The organism is Stenotrophomonas sp. STEN038 (assembly GCF_056759895.1).
This window is the reverse complement of the sequence record NZ_JBRRDW010000074.1, coordinates 1-15,527: the sequence shown is the minus strand read 5'-3', so window position 1 is coordinate 15,527 and position 15,527 is coordinate 1. Positions and strand designations below refer to the sequence as shown.

Here is a 15,527-nt window from a genome sequence, read left to right as displayed (position 1 = left end):
GGTGGCGGTTGGGGCGGTGGTGGTGGACGTTCGGGAGGCGGTGGTGCCTAGGGGAGCTGGTGATGCGCTGGTTACGACATTTCTTTGCTCCTTCCGCGCATGCCGCATTCCCGGAGGCCAGCCTGGACCGGATCGCCCACGCCATTGCCGATGGTGAGCGTCTGCACAGCGGCCAGGTGATGTTCGCGGTCGAGTCCGATCTGCCGTTTGCCCTGCTGTGGAAGAACAACTGCCCCCGCGCCCGTGCCGAGCACGCCTTCGCACTGTTGCGCACCTGGGACACCGAGGCCAACAACGGTGTGTTGATCTATCTGCTGCTGGCCGACCATGCCATCGAGATCGTCGCCGACCGTGGCCTGCAGGCGCGGGTGGATGCGGCGCAGTGGCAGCTGATCTGCGATCACCTGCGCGAGCAGCTGAACGGGAATACGCGCGAGGAAGCTGTGCTGGCGGCGGTGGCCGAGGTCTCGCAGCTGCTGTCGGCGCACTTTCCACCCAACCCGGCAGGGCGCACCCGCAACGAGCTACCTGACCGCCCGCAGGTGTTCGGCTGAAGCATGGGTTGAGTGGCAAGGGCCGCTACCCCGAGAATAGGGGCTGGTTCGCCTGACAGTGCCCGCATGCTCTTTCTTCATGACATAGACCCCATCGCTTTCTCGCTGGGTCCGATCGATGTGCACTGGTACGGCATCATGTACCTGCTCGGCTTTGCCGCTGCCTGGTGGCTGGGCCGTTCCCGCATCCTTGCCGGGCGCTTGCCCGGCGTGGATATGAACGGGTTCTCCGACCTGCTGTTCTACGCGATGCTGGGCGTGGTGCTGGGCGGACGCATCGGCTACATGCTGTTCTACGCAACCGCCGACTTCCTCGCCAATCCGCTGATCCTGTTGCGGGTCTGGGAGGGCGGCATGAGCTTCCACGGCGGCCTGCTTGGCGTGCTGATCGCCGGCTGGTGGTGGACGCGCAAGCACAAGCTGCACTTCTTCGACACCATCGACTTTGTTGCGCCGCTGGTTCCGCTGGGCCTGGGCTTTGGCCGCTTGGGCAACTTCATTGGTGGCGAGCTGTACGGCAAGTTCACCAATGCAGGCTGGGGCGTGGTCTTCCCGCATTCGCCGCTGAAGGACATCCCCGCTGGCTTGCCGGCGATGGAGCAGCTGTTGTCGGCGGCGCAGATCCAGCAGGACTATGCTGCCGGGCTGCTCAGCCAGTACGCGCGCCATCCCTCGCAGCTGTACGAAGCGCTGCTGGAAGGTCTGGTGATGTTCCTGGTGCTGTGGTTCTACTCGATGAAGCCGCGCCCGCGTTATGCCGTGTCCGGCCTGTTCGCGCTGATGTACGGCAGCTTCCGCTTCCTGGTCGAGTTTGTGCGCATGCCCGACAACGGCGTGTATGTCGCGTTTGATTGGTTGACCCGTGGCCAGATTCTGAGCCTGCCGTTGATCGTGCTGGGCTTGGTGTTGCTGGCAATGTCGCGCCGCGCGCCGGTGTTGCAGCCGGTGCTCCCACTGGAAGAGAAGAAGGCATGAAGCAATACCTGGATCTGCTGCAGCATGTGATGGAGCACGGTACCGAGAAGTCCGACCGCACCGGCACCGGCACGCGCAGCGTGTTCGGCTGGCAGATGCGCTTCGACCTCAACCAGGGCTTCCCGCTGGTCACCACCAAGAAGCTGCACCTGCGCTCGATCATTCATGAGCTGCTGTGGTTCCTGAAGGGCGATACCAATATCGGCTACCTCAAGGACAACAAGGTCAACATCTGGGACGAGTGGGCCGATGCCAATGGCGACCTCGGCCCGGTCTACGGCAAGCAGTGGCGCAGCTGGGCCACCGCCGATGGCCGCGAGATCGACCAGATGCAGTGGCTGGTGGACGAGATCAAGCGCAATCCGGATTCGCGTCGGCTGGTGGTCAGCGCCTGGAACGTGGGCGAGCTGTCGCAGATGGCGCTGATGCCCTGCCACAACCTGTTCCAGTTCTACGTGGTCGACGGCAAGCTCAGCTGCCAGCTGTACCAGCGCAGCGGTGACATCTTCCTCGGCGTGCCCTTCAATATCGCCAGCTATGCCTTGCTGACGCATATGGTGGCGCAGGCGACGGGGCTGGGCGTTGGCGATTTCGTGCACACGCTGGGCGATGCGCACATCTATTCCAACCACTACGAGCAGGCACGCGAGCAGTTGTCGCGCGAACCGCGCGCGCTGCCCAAGCTGTGGTTGAATCCAGAAGTGACCGATCTGTTCGGCTTCCAGTTCGACGACATTCGCATCGACGGCTACGACCCGCATCCGGCAATCAAGGCACCGGTGGCGGTGTAATGAAGCTCTCGATGATCGCCGCGCTGGATCGCAATCGTGGCATTGGCCATGACAACGCGATGCCGTGGCATCTGCCCGATGACTTCAAGCACTTCAAGGCGCTGACCCTCGGCAAGCCGATCCTGATGGGGCGCAAGACCGCTGAGTCGCTGGGTCGCGCTCTGCCGGGGCGAACCAATCTGGTGTTGACCCGAAGCGGGCAGGTGCCGTTTGCCGGCATGCGTGCGGTGGCTTCGTTGGATGAGGCGCGGGCGATCGCTGTGGGCGAGGGCGCTGACGAGCTGTGCGTGATTGGTGGCGGCGAGATCTATCGGCTGTTGCTGGATCAGGCCACTGATCTGCATCTGACCTGGGTGGATACCGAGGTGAACGCCGATACGCATTTTCCGGAGGTGGATCCGGCGCTGTGGCGGGAAGTGGATAGCCAGGAGCATGCGGCTGATGAGCGGCATGCGTTTGCGTTCCGGTTCGTGCACTACGTGCGGGGTTGAGTCGTTCTGAAGCTAAAAGCTACCCCTCCCCAGCCCTCCCCTTGGCTACGCCAAAGGGAGGGGGTAACAGCCTGGGCTACGCAAGATGGTGCAGCCGGCGAGATCAGCTCCCTCCCTTTGGCGTAGCCAAGGGGAGGGTTGGGGAGGGGTAGCTCTTCGCACTTTGCTCTTAGCTCTTTGCACCAAGCTTTCAAAGCCTCGCACCAGAGCCCAATCACCCCGGCATCCGGTAATGCCCAATGATCGTGTGCCGGAACAGGAGATCCTGCTCCTGCGTGCCTTGCGCGATGTTGTGCAGCACCAGCGGGGTGCCGTCGTCCAGCCGCCGATCCGAGACGATGCCTACGTGCAGCAGGCCGTTGCCATTGAGCCTCCACGCGACGATGTCGCCGGCGGCATAGTCATCAGCGAGGGTACTTGTCGGCAACTCCCAGCCTTGCCGCTGGAACCAGTGCATCTGGTTGGGCACGCGGCGGTGGTCGATGTTCCGATCCGCGCGCGAGAGTCCCCATAGCTGCGGGTAGGCAGTGAAATTCCCGCGCATGTCCTCATGGATACGCTGCTGCAGGTCAACACCTTGCGTGCGCAGCGCGCGAATCACCACGTCGGTGCAGACACCACGATCAAGCGGCGGATCGCCGTTGGGATAGGTCAGTGAGAAGTAGGCCGGGTCGTAGCGGGTGGTTACCCCGATCTGAGCCCGTGCGGCCGCAACCAGCGGAGGTGAAACGACTTGCGGCGCCGGTTCGCTGACTGCTTGCGGCGGTGTTGGGTTTGTTTCGATGTCGGCGGACTGCTGGTGGCAGCCCGCAAGCAATGCAATGGCCATCAGCATCAGTGCCGACGGCCAAACCCTCATGCAGCCGGTCCGTTGTTGTCCGGCGTGGGTGTGCTGTTGTTGCCGTTGTTGTTGCCATTGCCGTTGCGCCCACGTGGACGATGACGGCGCGGGCGTCGGCGTTGTTCGCCGCTGCGCTCGGCGCGCTGAGCTTCGCCGCGGGGGTCGGGCTTGGACTCGGGCTTGGCTTCCACCTTGGCTTCCACACGCGGCTTGCGCGGCGGATGCTGGCCCGGCACCGGCACTGGTACATCGCGGCCCGGTACCTGCACGACGCGCAGGTCGTCGCTGTCCAACTGCAGCGCGGTGAGCTTGCCGCCCCAGACCGCGCCGGTATCGATGGCGTGCACACCCTGGGTGATGGTCAGGCCCAGGGCCGACCAATGGCCGCAGACCATCTTCAGTTCGCGCTCGACCCGGCCAGGCACTTCAAACCACGGGTACATGCCCTGCGGCTGGGTGCCCGGGGTGCCCTTGTCTTCCATGCCGATGCGCCCGCTTGGGGTGCAGTAGCGCATGCGGGTGAAGATGTTGATGATGGCGCGCGAGCGGTCGTAGCCGCTCAGGCCTGGCGACCATGCCGGTTTGTCGCCATACATGTTGCGGAACAGTTTGCGGTAGCCGTTGCCGTGCAGTTGCAGCTCGACTTCGCGGGCGTGCTTCTCAGCCAGTGCTACGGTCCATTTCGGTGCCAGGCCGGCATGGAACATCATCCAGCCCAGCTCACGGTCTACGTGTGCCAGCTTCTGCATGCGCAGCCAGTCCAGCAACACGTCGCGGTCCTCGGCCAGCACGATGCGCTGCAGGTCAGGGTTGACCTTGCGCTGCTCCTCTTCGCTGCGGGCACCGATGGCCAGCAGGGACAGGTCGTGGTTGCCGAGCACGGTGACGCTGTGCTCGCGCAGTGAGTGCACCAGTCGCAACGTCTCCAATGACTGGCCGCCACGGTTGACCAGATCGCCGGCGAACCACAGTTTGTCGGCGGCCGGATCGAAGTTGATCTTCTCCAGCAAACGCTGGGTGACGTCGTAGCAGCCCTGCAGGTCGCCAATTGCCCAGGTCGCCATCAGTGCAGCGTCCTTGGGATGGCGAGCACGAACGGCGCGATCGGTGCGGCGAACTCGGTGCCGTCGTCGGCGATCATGTCGTAGTGGCCCTGCATGGTGCCGCGCTCGGTGCCGAGCATCACGCCGGAGGTGTAGCGGAACTCCTCGCCGGGGCGCAGCCGTGGCTGTTCGCCGACCACGCCATCGCCATCGACGGTCTCGACCCGGCCTTCGCCGTCGGTGATGCGCCAATGGCGGCTGATCAGCCGCGCCGGCATGGTGCCGCGGTTGTGGATGCGGATCGTGTAGGCGAACGCAAAGCGGCCGTCTTCAGGGGCCGACTGGTCGTCGATGAAACGAGGCGAGACCTCGATCTCGATCGCGTAGTGGCGGGTGTCTTCCATGGGAGGAGTGTAAGCAAAAGCAGGTGATCGGATTGCGTGTTTGCAGCGCTTATTCGTGCGGCAGGTTGGCAAGCCTGATGAAATCGGCAACTTCCAGCTGTTCGGCACGGGCATCACTGCGTACGCCGGCGGCCTCGAACTGGGCCTGGTCGATGACGCCGTTGAGGGCGTTGCGCAGGGTTTTGCGGCGCTGGCCGAAGGCGGCGCGGACCACATCCGCGAAGCGCTTGCGGTCGTTGATGCCAACCGTGGCCGGATCACGCGGAATCAGCCGGACCACGGCCGAATCCACCTTCGGCGGCGGCCGGAACGCGCCCGGCGGCACCACGAACAAGGCGCGCACCTCACAGAATGCCTGCAGCATCACGCTCAGTCGGCCGTAGACCTTGCTGCCCGGGCCAGCGGCCATGCGGTCGACCACTTCCTTCTGCAGCATGAAGGTCATGTCCGAGATCGCGGCGGCGTGGTCCAGCGCGTGGAACAGGATCGGCGAGGAGATGTTGTAAGGCAGGTTGCCGACCAGGCGGATCGTGGAACCGGCGGCCAGCTCGGTGAAATCCACCCGTAGCACGTCGCTGTGGACGATGGTCAGCTCGCCCAGCGGCGCGGCGGCTTCGGTCAGCGGTACGATCAGGTCGCGATCGAACTCGATGACGGTCAGCTTGGGGTGACGACGCAGCAACGGGAAGGTGATGGCGCCCTGGCCCGGGCCGATCTCGACCAGGCGGTCGTCGCCCTTGGGGTCGACTGCCATGACAATCTTCTCGACGTAGTACTTGTCCGCCAGGAAGTGCTGGCCGAGCTGCTTCTTGGCCGGAGCGGTGAAGCCCGTGCGCGGGGAGTAATCTGAATTCATGTGCTGATTTTACGTTGTGCAGCCAGCTGTGCGCATAACGCTGTTGCCGCAAACAGGCTGGAGGGGTCGGCTACGCCCTTGCCGGCGAGGTCCAGGGCAGTGCCATGGTCCACCGCGACGCGCGGGTAAGGCAGTCCCAGGGTGATATTGGTGGCTTGCTCGAAGCCGCTGTACTTGAGCACCGGCAGGCCCTGGTCGTGGTACATCGCCAGGACCGCGTCGAAACCGGCCAGTTTGGCTGGCAGGAAAGCGGTGTCGGCGGGCAGCGGGCCGATCAGGTTCAGGCCTTCGTCACGCATCTGCTCGAGCAGCGGGATGATCAGGTCCAGCTCTTCACGGCCGAGATGGCCGTCTTCGCCGGCATGCGGGTTGAGCCCGAGCACGGCGATACGTGGCTGCGCCAGGCCGAAATCGCGGCGCAGGGCCGCATCGGTGGTGCTGATGACCTTGCGCAGGCTGTCTGCGGTGATGGCGTCGGCGACGTCACGTAGCGGCAGATGGGTGGTGGCCAGGGCCACACGCACGATGGGGTTGGCCAGCATCATCACCACTTCGACGCCGGCCTGGTTGGCCAGCAGTTCGGTGGTGCCGCTGTAGGCGATGCCGCCTTGGTTGATCACGGCTTTGTGCACCGGGCCGGTGACCACGCCATCAAGGCTACCGTCCAGGCAGGCTTGGCCGGCGCCAAGCAGGCAATCGATTACCGCGCGTGCATTGCGTGGGTCGGCCTGGCCAAACTGCGAGGGCATGGCATTGCGGACTTCACGCAGGCGAAGGTCGCCGGGACGGCTGGCGGTGGCGTATTCGGGAAGCAGTTGCAGCGGCAGGTTCAGCGCGCTGGCGGCGGCCCGCAGCGTATCGGGGTCCGCAAACGCCAACAGCCGGCAGTCACTGCGCGGCTGTTGGGCAAGACGAATGCATAGTTCCGGGCCGATCCCGGAGGGCTCGCCCGGTACCAGAGCGAGCTCGGCAATCATGGATCAGGGCTTGGCCGGTTCGGCCGGCGTGGTTGCCGGCGTATTCGCGGAATCAGCATTGCCCTCGGCGCGGTCACCGCTACGGAAGCTGACGTAGGCTTCGCCACGCAGTTCCTGCAGGTAACGGTTGTACTCGTCGTCCAGCTTGCGGCGGCCGATCTGTTCACGGACCTGGGCGCGCTTGTTGTTGTCGCCGACGTCGGTCTGACGGCTGGCCACGCGCTGCACGATATGCCAGCCGGCATCGGTGCGGAACGGAGTGCCCACGCCATTGTCAGTCAGGCTTTCAACCTGCTTGCCGAAGTCCGGGCCGAAGGCATCGGCCGGGAACCAGCCCAGATCACCGCCCTGACCACGGCTGTTGGTGTCGTCGGAGGATTCTTTTGCCACGGCCTGGAAGTCGGCGCCACCAGCGATGCGGGCACGCAGGGTTTCGATCTTGGCCTTGGCGGCAGCGTCGTCGACCTGGTCGGTGACGCGCACCAGGATATGGCGGGCGTGGTATTCGGTGACCTTCTGGCCGCTGTCGCCAGCGCTGCCGGCATCACGGGTTTCCACCAGCTTGAGCAACTGGAAGCCGCTCGGGCCACGGATCGGGCCCAGCACGTCGCCGGCCTTCATGGTCTTGATCTGGTTGGCGAACGCGCTGGGGATTTCGTCGGCACTGCGCCAGCCCAGGTCGCCGCCTTCCAGCGCGTTGGGGCTGTCCGAGTAACGGACGGCAGCAGCGGAGAAGTCCAGTTCGCCCTTGTCCAGCAGGCCCTTGACGCCGTCAACCTTGCTCTGGCCGGTGGCGATCTGCTCAGCAGTCGCGCCTTCCGGCACGGCAATCAGGATGTGCGCCAGGTGGAACTGTGCACCGCCTGCGTTCTGCTGGGCCAGTGCAGCATCCACTTCGCCTTCGCTGACGCTGATGCGGCTTTGCGCAAAGCTCTGGCGCAGGCGCTGGGTGATGATCTCCTCGCGCACCGAGTTACGGAAGTCGGAGAAACCGATACCGTCCAGGCTCAGGCGCTGACGCAGGCCATCAACCGTGGTGCCGTTCTGTTGGGCAATGCTGCCGATGGCGTGGTTGAGCTCTTCATCGCTGACGCGGATGCCGCTGCTCTCGGCGCGGGCCACCTGCAGCTTGACCAGCACCAGACGCTCCAGCACCTGCCGCTCCAGCACGGATTCCGGCGGCAGTTGGGCTTCACGGCCGGCGTACTGGCCCTTGATGTTGGCAACCGCACGCTGCAGTTCGCTCTGCAGGATGACGCCCTCGTCGACGATGGCGGCAATGCGATCCAGCGGTTGCGTCTGCTGCGCAACAGCCGGGGCGGCAACGCCGGAGAACGCCAGCAAGGTGGCGAGGACTGCAGGAAGGGTCTTGGTCATGGAATCTGGTTGGGATCGTAGTCGTCGTCGTTCGCTTCGATGTTGCTGGGCGGAACGAGGTAGAGGTCGTCTCGGTTGTAGCCGAGAATAGCACGGCGCAAGGTGCGGTCCGTGTTCTGCCCGACCGAGCTCAGGCCCTTGAGCACGAACTCGATCTGGAACGAATTGTTGAGGTCACCTTCGCGGTTTTTGACGTAGCGGCGGGCCAGGGCACGTACCGCCAGGCAGCAGCTGTCCCACTGTACGCCGCCGATGATTTCCAGCGGCTTGCTGTCGACCATGGAGTAGTAATAGCGGCCGACGACGCTCCAGCGCGGGTTGATCGGGTACAGGAAGGAGAAGTCAGCCTGCTTGAGCTGCTCCTGACCGGTGCTCGGGTTGCCGCGGTAGCGGTAGGTCAGGTTGATCACGCCGTCCTCAGGCAGCAGGTAACGTGCACGCACGCTGGCCAGGTCTTCCTTGCGGAACTTGGGATTCCACTGGTAGGTGGTACCCAGGGTCCAACGGTCGGTCATGGCCCAGTTGACGTCGGCCACCCAGGCGGACTTGCTTTCGCTCACCACCGGGTCGCCGGGGTTCACGGTAACCCGCGAGTCTTCGAAATAGCTGATCTGACCAATGCTGGCTGAGAGCTTCTCGCGACCGTCAGCCTGACGGATCAGGCGGGTGGTCAGTGCCGTGGTCAGCTGATTGGCATCGTTCTGGCGGTCGGCGCCGGTGAAGCGCGAGTCGCGGAACAGCTGGCCCCAGCTGAAGGTAAAAGCGCGGGTGTCGAACAGCGGCAGGTCCGACTGATCGCGGTACGGGGTGTTCAGATAGAACAACCGGGGTTCCAGCGTGTGCAGGTAGGACTTGCCTTTGAGCGTGGTCTCACGATCGAAGAACAGGCCCATGTCGATGCTGGCGATGGGCATGCTGCGACTGGGTGAGGTGTTGCCGCGCAGCTGCTCCGGGGTCGGGTTGGTGATGCCGGCGGCACGCAGCTGCTGGGCACGGATGTCGTCGGCCAGGCCGCGCTCCAGGTCATAGGCGGTGTAGCGCCAGGCGAGGGTCGGGGTGATATACCAGGCAGCGCCGCCGAGCGGCATCGAGACATAAGGCTTGATGTCCAGACGCGAACCGCCAAACATCCGGGTGACGTCGCCGGTGCGGACATATTCACCATCTGCATCCCGTGTCTTGAGGTGGATGTCATCGTGGGTGAAACGCACCGCCTCGGCATACACGCCAGCCTCGAACCAGCGGCCGAAGCTCTCGTCCCAGGTGGCGAACAGTCGCGGTTGGCGGCTGTAAGGCAGGGAGCTTTCCGTCAGCGTGTAGTCGGTCAACTGCCATTCGTCGGCCATGATGCCGGCGGTCCAGCTGCGGCCGGTGCCATATAGGCCAGCCGTGCTCTGCATGTTGGAGGCAGTGATGCCGTTCAGGCGGTTGGAAAAGTCTTCGACGTAGCGCTCGTCGCTGACCCAGGCCAGGTTGGCGCGGGCCTGCCAGTTCTTGTCGATGTTGTGGTAGCCGGTGAACGACAGGCTGCCTCGATCACGGTCGCGCAGGGAGTCGTTTGGCAGATATGTCGTATCCAGCTGGCCGCGGCCGCCGGAGTACAGGTAGCGGAATTCATTGTCGAGCATGAGCCCGCGCTTGCTCATGTAGCGCGGGGTCAGGGTGTCGTCGTAGTTCGGCGCCAGATTGAAGTAGATCGGCTGCGCGTAATCAAAGCCATTGCGCCCCGACAGGCTCAGCTTTGGATAAAGCAGGCCGGTCATGCGGCGGTCGTCGATCGGGAACTTGAAGTAGGGCATGTACAGCACGGGTACCTTGCCCAGGCGCAGGACCGCATTGCGGGCGGTGCCGAAGCCTTCGTCATTGTCGACGTCGATCTGCGGCGCCACCAGCTTCCACACCGGCTGCGAGGGATCGCAGGTGGTGTAGCTGGAATGGTGCATCTGCCCGGTCGAACCCTGCAGGTCGACCGAGTCGGCCGAGCCGTTGCCGCGACGGGAAACCAGTTGGTAACGGATATCGCTGATCTTGTGCGAATCCGTTTCCTGGTTGCCCTCTGCGCGCTCGGCGACCATCCGGATCGACGAATCCGAATAACGGACATTGCCCTCGGCAATGTAGTTGCCGCTTTCGGTATCCAGGCGCAGGCTGTCGGCGCCCATGAACTGGTCGCCACGCTTGATCAGCACATTGCCCTGGTACTGCGGTACGGCGCTGGTGCCGGTGAGCTCGTTGCCTTCGATGTCGGTGGGCAACTGCTCGCGGTTGGCGGCGGCGGCGGGGTCCGCCGGTGGTGCCTCGTCGAAGGCGGGAAGCGTGTCGGTAGCCGGGCACAGGCCCCAGTTCACCGGCTTATCGTCGGCCCAGGCGGGCAGGCAGATGGCAATGCCCAAGGGCAGGGGAAGCAGGCGGAGAGCTTTGCGCACGCGGTTCGCATTCGGGGGAAAACGGCCGCTAGCTTGCCGCATCGTCTGCATGGGGGCAATGAAAGCCTGCCGGGTGGGCCGGGCAAGGTTCATCCATCAACGGCTTGCGAGCAGTTCCTGGACATGCGCGACGCTGCATTCGCGCAGGGCCTGCAGGTCGTAGCCGCCCTCCAGCATGGACACCACGCGGCCGCTGCCGTGGCGTTCGGCGAGCTTGACCAGCTCGGCGGTCAGCCAGCCGAAGTCCTCGGTTTCGACCATCAGGTCAGCCTGCGGATCGCGCATGTGGGCATCGAAACCGGCCGAAATGAACAGCAACTGTGGCCGGAATGCCTCGATCTGCGGCAGCATCTCGTCGGCCCAGGTGTTGCGGAAGCGGAAGCCGCCGCTACCCGGCGGCAGCAGGATATTGCAGATATTGCCTACCCCGCGCTCGCGCATATTGCCCGAATACGGGAACAGGCCGGACTGGTGGGTGCTGTAGTAGGCGATCTTGGGCTCGGTTTCGAAGATGGCTTGGGTGCCATTGCCGTGGTGTACGTCGAAATCGACGATGGCGATGCGTTCCAGGCCGTACTTGTCGCGGGCATAGGCCGCGGCCACGGCGATGTTGTTGAACAGGCAGAAGCCCATCGCGGTATCGGCGGTGGCGTGGTGGCCGGGCGGGCGCACCGCGCAGAACACGTGCTTGTTGCCTTCTTCCAGCATCGCCGCGTCGACTGCGGCGACGCCTGCACCGGCCGCATGCAGGGCGGCGCTGGCCGAACCGGGCGAGCTGAAGGTGTCCAGATCGATACGCCGCAGCGGCGCGGTCTGCGCCTGCAGCACCGAATCGATCAGCTCACGGGTATGCACACGGGCCAGTTCGCCGAGCTTGGCGGGCGGCGCGTTGCGCCACTCCAACTGGTCCGGGAACTCGGCGCGCAGGGCTGAAATGACGGCATGTAGACGCTCCGGCGACTCGGGGTGATCGATGCCGGGGTCGTGTTCAAGGCAGGCGGGGTGGGTAAATACCAGCATGGCCGCACTGTAACCGTCGACGCCGCGCAGTGCGCGGCGTCGTATGGGAGGGGAGGATCAGCCGTGACGGCGCTCGTGGTTCCACAGTACTTCGCCATGGCCACCGGCCCGGGCAAGTACGCGGGACAACACGAACAGCAGGTCGGACAGGCGGTTCAGGTAGCGCACCGCTTCGGCACGGATGTCTTCGACACGGGCCAGTGCCACGGTTTCACGCTCGGCACGGCGGACGATGGTGCGCGCCAGATGGCAACGCGCTGCGCCTTCGCCGCCAGCTGGCAGGATGAAGTCCTTCAGTGGCGGCAGGTCATCGTTATAGCGATCCAGATGCTGCTCCAGCGCGTCGATGTCGGCGCCATGGATGGCGGCGTGACCGGGAATGCAGAGCTCACCACCGAGGTCGAACAGCTGGTGCTGGATGGTGGTCAGCAGCGTGCGCACGTCCTCGGGCATGTCCACGGCCAACAGCACGCCGATGGCCGAATTGGCCTCGTCGACGGTGCCGTAGGCGTTGACCCGCAGCGAATCCTTGCCGGTACGGCTGCCATCACCCAGACCGGTGCTGCCATCGTCGCCAGTGCGGGTGTAGATCTTGGAGAGGCGGTTACCCATTGCCCGGCGCGCCCTTAGTGGGCAACGCGGCCAGCGGCCGGCTGCTTGCTGACGGCTTCAGCCACAACCTGTACCAGCGCGGCAGCACCGACGTACATGGCGGCACTCTGCATGTACGGCAGCAGCCAGTCGCTGTAGTTCTTGGCCCAGCCGGCGAAGGTCGGCTCGGCGACCGAGGCGCTGATCCAGTAGAAGCTGCCCTGCGCGATCAGGTGGCACAGCGCGACCGAACCGATCACGGTGGCGGCCAGCATGCCCAGCGACTTGAGGCTGGCGCTGCGGTAGTAGCGACGCAGCAGCATGCCGCCAGTCCACATCGCGAAGTAGGCCGGGATCAGCATCCAGTATGCCGCCGACACGCAGTAGTGCTGCCAGAAGCTCATGCCCTGGTTGGAGATCACCACCCAGTCAATCACCACCGCCAGGCCCATCAGCAACGGGAACGCCCAGCGGGTCCAGTTGCGCAGGTAGAAGCCACCAATGAAGAACACCGCCCACGAAGCATCCGGGACCGGTGCAAAGTGGTTGAGGCGGGTGCCGGCCATCAGCAGCACGAGCAGGGACAGGATGATGGCGCGTTGAGCGTTGGCGGTCATGGTGGCGATTTCCGTTAATCAGACGGCCATTCTAGCCGCAGTGGGGGTGAACCGGCGGTTGCACTGCGGCAAGGGGCGGCGACCGGGCGGGTGAAGCCCCGTTATCATTGGCCCATGAGCAAGAACCATGACGTAGTGATCGTCGGTGGCGGGCTGGTTGGTGCCAGCCTGGCCATCGCATTGGACCGGCTGGGGCTGGATGTCGGCCTGGTCGAGGCGACCCCGGGCGGCGCGTTGCCCGCGGTGTTCGACCAGCGCAACCTCAGCTTTGCGGCGGCCACGATCAATGCGCTGACCGCGTTGGGGGTGATGCAGAAGCTGAGCAACCCAGGCGGCCCGATCCGCCGCATCCATGTCAGCCGCGCCGGTGATTTCGGCCGGGTGGTGATGCAGGCCAGTGATTACGGCCGCGAGGCGTTCGGCCAGGTGGTGGTGGCGCGCGACTTTGGGGAGGCGCTGGAAGCCCGCCTGGGCGAACTGCAGCAGCTGACCCGCTACCGCCCGGCGAAGTTCGTCGGTCTCGGTGCAGGCAGTGATGGCCGGCGCGAGGTGCTGATTGCCGATGATGCGGGCGAGCAGCGCCTGCAGGCCCGGCTGGTGGTGGGCGCCGACGGCACCCGCAGCGCGGTTCGGCAGGCGCTGGGGATCGACGTCAATGAGCACGATTACCAGCAGACCCTGTTCGTGGCGCGGCTGCGTGCGGCCAAGGCACCGGACGGCTGTGCCTATGAACGCTTCACCGATACCGGCCCGACCGCGTTGCTGCCGCGTGGCGACCGCCACTACGGTGTGGTCCACGGCGTCGCTCGCGACCAGGCTGATGCGGTGATGGCACTGGATGAGGCGGCGTGGCTTGCACGGCTGCAGGACGCCGTGGGCTGGCGCGCAGGGCGGCTGCTGGAAAGCGGCCCGCGCAGCGCCTACCCGCTGGTCCAGGTGCTGGCGCAGAAGCTGGTCGGCGAGCGCGCGCTGCTGCTGGGCAATGCCGCGCAGACCATCCACCCGCTGGGTGCGCAGGGTTTCAACCTGGGTCTGCGCGATGCGCTGACCCTGGCCGAGTTGATTGGCGACGCCGCCCAGGACCCGGGCAGTGAGGATCTGCTGCAGGCCTACGTTGCGCGACGCGGCCCGGACCGCGAGCAGACGTTGGCGTTCTCCGATGGACTTGCCCGTTTGACCAGCAATGCCACGCCGCTGATCCGGCCATTGCGCAGCCTGGGTTTTGTGGCTGCGGCACAAGCGCCGGCGGTGCAGTCCTTCCTGGTCGGTGGCGCGATGGGCTTCCGTGGGCAGGTGCCCGAGCTGTGCAGGAGTGAAGCGCGATGAGCCGGCGCGGACAATGGGATGCGGTAATCGTCGGCGGTGGCGTGGTTGGCGCGGCATGCGCGCTGGCGCTGGCGGAGGAAGGACTGCAGGTGGCAATGGTGGAAGGTCGCGAGCCGCCACCGTGGTCGCCACAGAAGCCGGACCTGCGTGTATTCGCGTTTGCCGCTGACAACGCCGCGCTGCTGGAATCGCTGGGCGTGTGGAAGCAGGTAGATCAGGCCCGCGCCCGTGCGTATCGACGCATGCGGGTGTGGGATGCAGGTGGTGGTGGCGATCTGACATTTGACGCCGACACGCTGGGCCGGCGCGAGCTGGGCTGGATCGTCGAGAACGGTCTGCTGGTGGATCGGCTGTGGGCCGCATTGCCGGCTGCCGGGGTGCAGTTGTATTGCCCGGCGCGGGTGGAAGCGATGGAGCAGGACGCGCAGGGCGTGCGCCTGCGCCTGGATGATGGCCGTCGGGTCGAGGCCTCGATCGCGATTGCCGCCGATGGCGCCGAATCCACCCTGCGCAGCTTGGCAGGCTTGGATGTCAGTCGACATGATTACGGCCAGCGCGGTGTGGTCGCCTATGTGGACAGCGCGTTGCCGAATGAAGCCACCGCCTGGCAGCGCTTCCTCGATACCGGCCCGTTGGCGGTGCTGCCCTTCGACCGCAACCGCAGCTCCATTGTCTGGACCTTGCCGGATGCCGAAGCCGAGCGCGTGCTGGGCCTGGATGAGGACAGCTTCAACCGCGAGCTGACCAATGCCTTTGCCGGGCGTTTGGGCGAGATGAAACTGGTTTCTGCGCGCGCGGCATTCCCGCTGCGCCGGCAGTTGGCAACGGCCTATGTCGCTGGGCGCGTGCTGACCCTGGGTGATGCCGCGCACGTGGTGCATCCGCTGGCCGGGCAGGGCGTGAATCTTGGCCTGCGCGATGTGGCCGGTCTGCGTGATCTTGTGCGCGAAGCGAAGCAGCGTCGCCAGGACTGGAGTTCACCGCACCGCTTGCAGCGCTGGGCGCGTACCCGTCGCAGCGAGAACACGGTGGCCGCTTACAGTTTCGATGCGATCAACAAGGTGTTCTCCAACGACGAGATGCACCTGACCTTGGCGCGTGGCGCGCTATTGGGGCTGGCGGGCAAGATGCCGCCGCTGATGTCGGTGTTCTGGAAGCGCGCCTCAGGGCTGTAGGCAAGGCCAAATGTAGTGCCGAGCCATGCTCGGCAGGGGCTTTCTCGGTAATGCCCCATGCCG

The 15,527-nt window shown here is 65.2% G+C and carries 16 protein-coding genes; 6 read left to right on the top strand and 10 right to left on the bottom strand.

Annotation, left to right across the window (positions count from 1 at the left end; genetic code table 11):
- Positions 1-62 precede the first annotated feature (62 nt).
- The 4 genes from ACVOLS_RS19960 (at position 63) to ACVOLS_RS19945 (ending at position 2,811) form a co-directional block, all read left to right on the top strand.
- A complete protein-coding gene (locus tag ACVOLS_RS19960; RefSeq protein WP_481547079.1) occupies positions 63-554 on the top strand; it encodes a TPM domain-containing protein in 492 nt (163 codons plus the stop codon).
- A gap of 66 nt (positions 555-620) precedes the next feature.
- Complete coding sequence (gene lgt, locus ACVOLS_RS19955) at positions 621-1,529, top strand: prolipoprotein diacylglyceryl transferase (protein ID WP_481547078.1); 909 nt, start codon at positions 621-623, stop codon at positions 1,527-1,529.
- Entirely contained in the window at positions 1,526-2,320 is a 795-nt protein-coding gene (locus tag ACVOLS_RS19950) for a thymidylate synthase (RefSeq protein ID WP_481547077.1), read from the top strand. The genes lgt and ACVOLS_RS19950 overlap by 4 nt, the downstream gene beginning before the upstream one ends.
- The gene (locus ACVOLS_RS19945) at positions 2,320-2,811 is read left to right on the top strand and encodes a dihydrofolate reductase (RefSeq protein WP_481547076.1); all 492 of its coding nucleotides are present in this window, start codon (positions 2,320-2,322) and stop codon (positions 2,809-2,811) included. Before ACVOLS_RS19950 ends, ACVOLS_RS19945 begins: the two co-directional genes overlap by 1 nt.
- A gap of 214 nt (positions 2,812-3,025) precedes the next feature.
- Here ACVOLS_RS19945 and ACVOLS_RS19940 read toward each other — a convergent pair whose 3' ends face one another.
- From ACVOLS_RS19940 to ACVOLS_RS19895, 10 genes are all read right to left on the bottom strand, one after another.
- Positions 3,026-3,646, bottom strand: a complete 621-nt coding sequence (locus ACVOLS_RS19940) for a DUF1287 domain-containing protein (protein WP_481547075.1) — start codon at positions 3,644-3,646, stop codon at positions 3,026-3,028.
- A gap of 20 nt (positions 3,647-3,666) precedes the next feature.
- Positions 3,667-4,716 (bottom strand): symmetrical bis(5'-nucleosyl)-tetraphosphatase, encoded by a 1,050-nt coding sequence (locus ACVOLS_RS19935; protein ID WP_481547074.1) that lies wholly within the window; start codon positions 4,714-4,716, stop codon positions 3,667-3,669.
- Positions 4,716-5,099, bottom strand: a complete 384-nt coding sequence (apaG, locus tag ACVOLS_RS19930) for a Co2+/Mg2+ efflux protein ApaG (RefSeq protein ID WP_481547073.1) — start codon at positions 5,097-5,099, stop codon at positions 4,716-4,718. The genes ACVOLS_RS19935 and apaG overlap by 1 nt, the downstream gene beginning before the upstream one ends.
- A gap of 49 nt (positions 5,100-5,148) precedes the next feature.
- Positions 5,149-5,955: a 16S rRNA (adenine(1518)-N(6)/adenine(1519)-N(6))-dimethyltransferase RsmA gene (rsmA, locus tag ACVOLS_RS19925; RefSeq protein WP_481547072.1), complete on the bottom strand. Its 807-nt coding sequence runs from the start codon at positions 5,953-5,955 to the stop codon at positions 5,149-5,151.
- The gene (gene pdxA, locus ACVOLS_RS19920; RefSeq protein ID WP_481547071.1) at positions 5,952-6,932 is read right to left on the bottom strand and encodes a 4-hydroxythreonine-4-phosphate dehydrogenase PdxA; all 981 of its coding nucleotides are present in this window, start codon (positions 6,930-6,932) and stop codon (positions 5,952-5,954) included. The genes rsmA and pdxA overlap by 4 nt, the downstream gene beginning before the upstream one ends.
- 3 nt (positions 6,933-6,935) lie before the next feature.
- Complete coding sequence (locus tag ACVOLS_RS19915; protein ID WP_481547070.1) at positions 6,936-8,309, bottom strand: peptidylprolyl isomerase; 1,374 nt, start codon at positions 8,307-8,309, stop codon at positions 6,936-6,938.
- The gene (lptD, locus tag ACVOLS_RS19910) at positions 8,306-10,735 is read right to left on the bottom strand and encodes an LPS-assembly protein LptD (RefSeq protein WP_481547069.1); all 2,430 of its coding nucleotides are present in this window, start codon (positions 10,733-10,735) and stop codon (positions 8,306-8,308) included. Before lptD ends, ACVOLS_RS19915 begins: the two co-directional genes overlap by 4 nt.
- Positions 10,736-10,831: 96 nt before the next feature.
- Positions 10,832-11,755: a histone deacetylase family protein gene (locus tag ACVOLS_RS19905; protein ID WP_481547068.1), complete on the bottom strand. Its 924-nt coding sequence runs from the start codon at positions 11,753-11,755 to the stop codon at positions 10,832-10,834.
- Between the two features lie 57 nt (positions 11,756-11,812).
- Positions 11,813-12,367, bottom strand: coding sequence for a cob(I)yrinic acid a,c-diamide adenosyltransferase (locus ACVOLS_RS19900; RefSeq protein ID WP_481547067.1), 555 nt, complete (start codon positions 12,365-12,367; stop codon positions 11,813-11,815).
- Between the two features lie 14 nt (positions 12,368-12,381).
- The gene (locus tag ACVOLS_RS19895) at positions 12,382-12,963 is read right to left on the bottom strand and encodes a hypothetical protein (RefSeq protein ID WP_481547066.1); all 582 of its coding nucleotides are present in this window, start codon (positions 12,961-12,963) and stop codon (positions 12,382-12,384) included.
- A gap of 114 nt (positions 12,964-13,077) precedes the next feature.
- Here ACVOLS_RS19895 and ubiH point away from each other — a divergent pair, with 114 nt between their 5' ends.
- Both ubiH and ACVOLS_RS19885 read left to right on the top strand, forming a co-directional pair.
- The gene (gene ubiH, locus ACVOLS_RS19890; RefSeq protein WP_481547065.1) at positions 13,078-14,289 is read left to right on the top strand and encodes a 2-octaprenyl-6-methoxyphenyl hydroxylase; all 1,212 of its coding nucleotides are present in this window, start codon (positions 13,078-13,080) and stop codon (positions 14,287-14,289) included.
- Positions 14,286-15,464: a UbiH/UbiF family hydroxylase gene (locus ACVOLS_RS19885; protein WP_481547064.1), complete on the top strand. Its 1,179-nt coding sequence runs from the start codon at positions 14,286-14,288 to the stop codon at positions 15,462-15,464. The genes ubiH and ACVOLS_RS19885 overlap by 4 nt, the downstream gene beginning before the upstream one ends.
- Positions 15,465-15,527: the final 63 nt, after the last annotated feature.

What these genes read in the sequence shown, in the direction of transcription:
- ACVOLS_RS19960 (WP_481547079.1), top strand. Translation starts at nt 63, where the DNA reads ATGCGCTGGTTACGACATTTCTTTGCTCCTTCCGCGCATGCCGCATTC.
- lgt (WP_481547078.1), top strand. Translation starts at nt 621, where the DNA reads ATGCTCTTTCTTCATGACATAGACCCCATCGCTTTCTCGCTGGGTCCG.
- ACVOLS_RS19950 (WP_481547077.1), top strand. Translation starts at nt 1,526, where the DNA reads ATGAAGCAATACCTGGATCTGCTGCAGCATGTGATGGAGCACGGTACC.
- ACVOLS_RS19945 (WP_481547076.1), top strand. Translation starts at nt 2,320, where the DNA reads ATGAAGCTCTCGATGATCGCCGCGCTGGATCGCAATCGTGGCATTGGC.
- ACVOLS_RS19940 (WP_481547075.1), bottom strand. Translation starts at nt 3,646, where the DNA reads ATGCTGATGGCCATTGCATTGCTTGCGGGCTGCCACCAGCAGTCCGCC.
- ACVOLS_RS19935 (WP_481547074.1), bottom strand. Translation starts at nt 4,716, where the DNA reads ATGGCGACCTGGGCAATTGGCGACCTGCAGGGCTGCTACGACGTCACC.
- apaG (WP_481547073.1), bottom strand. Translation starts at nt 5,099, where the DNA reads ATGGAAGACACCCGCCACTACGCGATCGAGATCGAGGTCTCGCCTCGT.
- rsmA (WP_481547072.1), bottom strand. Translation starts at nt 5,955, where the DNA reads ATGAATTCAGATTACTCCCCGCGCACGGGCTTCACCGCTCCGGCCAAG.
- pdxA (WP_481547071.1), bottom strand. Translation starts at nt 6,932, where the DNA reads ATGATTGCCGAGCTCGCTCTGGTACCGGGCGAGCCCTCCGGGATCGGC.
- ACVOLS_RS19915 (WP_481547070.1), bottom strand. Translation starts at nt 8,309, where the DNA reads ATGACCAAGACCCTTCCTGCAGTCCTCGCCACCTTGCTGGCGTTCTCC.
- ACVOLS_RS19905 (WP_481547068.1), bottom strand. Translation starts at nt 11,755, where the DNA reads ATGCTGGTATTTACCCACCCCGCCTGCCTTGAACACGACCCCGGCATC.
- ACVOLS_RS19900 (WP_481547067.1), bottom strand. Translation starts at nt 12,367, where the DNA reads ATGGGTAACCGCCTCTCCAAGATCTACACCCGCACTGGCGACGATGGC.
- ACVOLS_RS19895 (WP_481547066.1), bottom strand. Translation starts at nt 12,963, where the DNA reads ATGACCGCCAACGCTCAACGCGCCATCATCCTGTCCCTGCTCGTGCTG.
- ubiH (WP_481547065.1), top strand. Translation starts at nt 13,078, where the DNA reads ATGAGCAAGAACCATGACGTAGTGATCGTCGGTGGCGGGCTGGTTGGT.
- ACVOLS_RS19885 (WP_481547064.1), top strand. Translation starts at nt 14,286, where the DNA reads ATGAGCCGGCGCGGACAATGGGATGCGGTAATCGTCGGCGGTGGCGTG.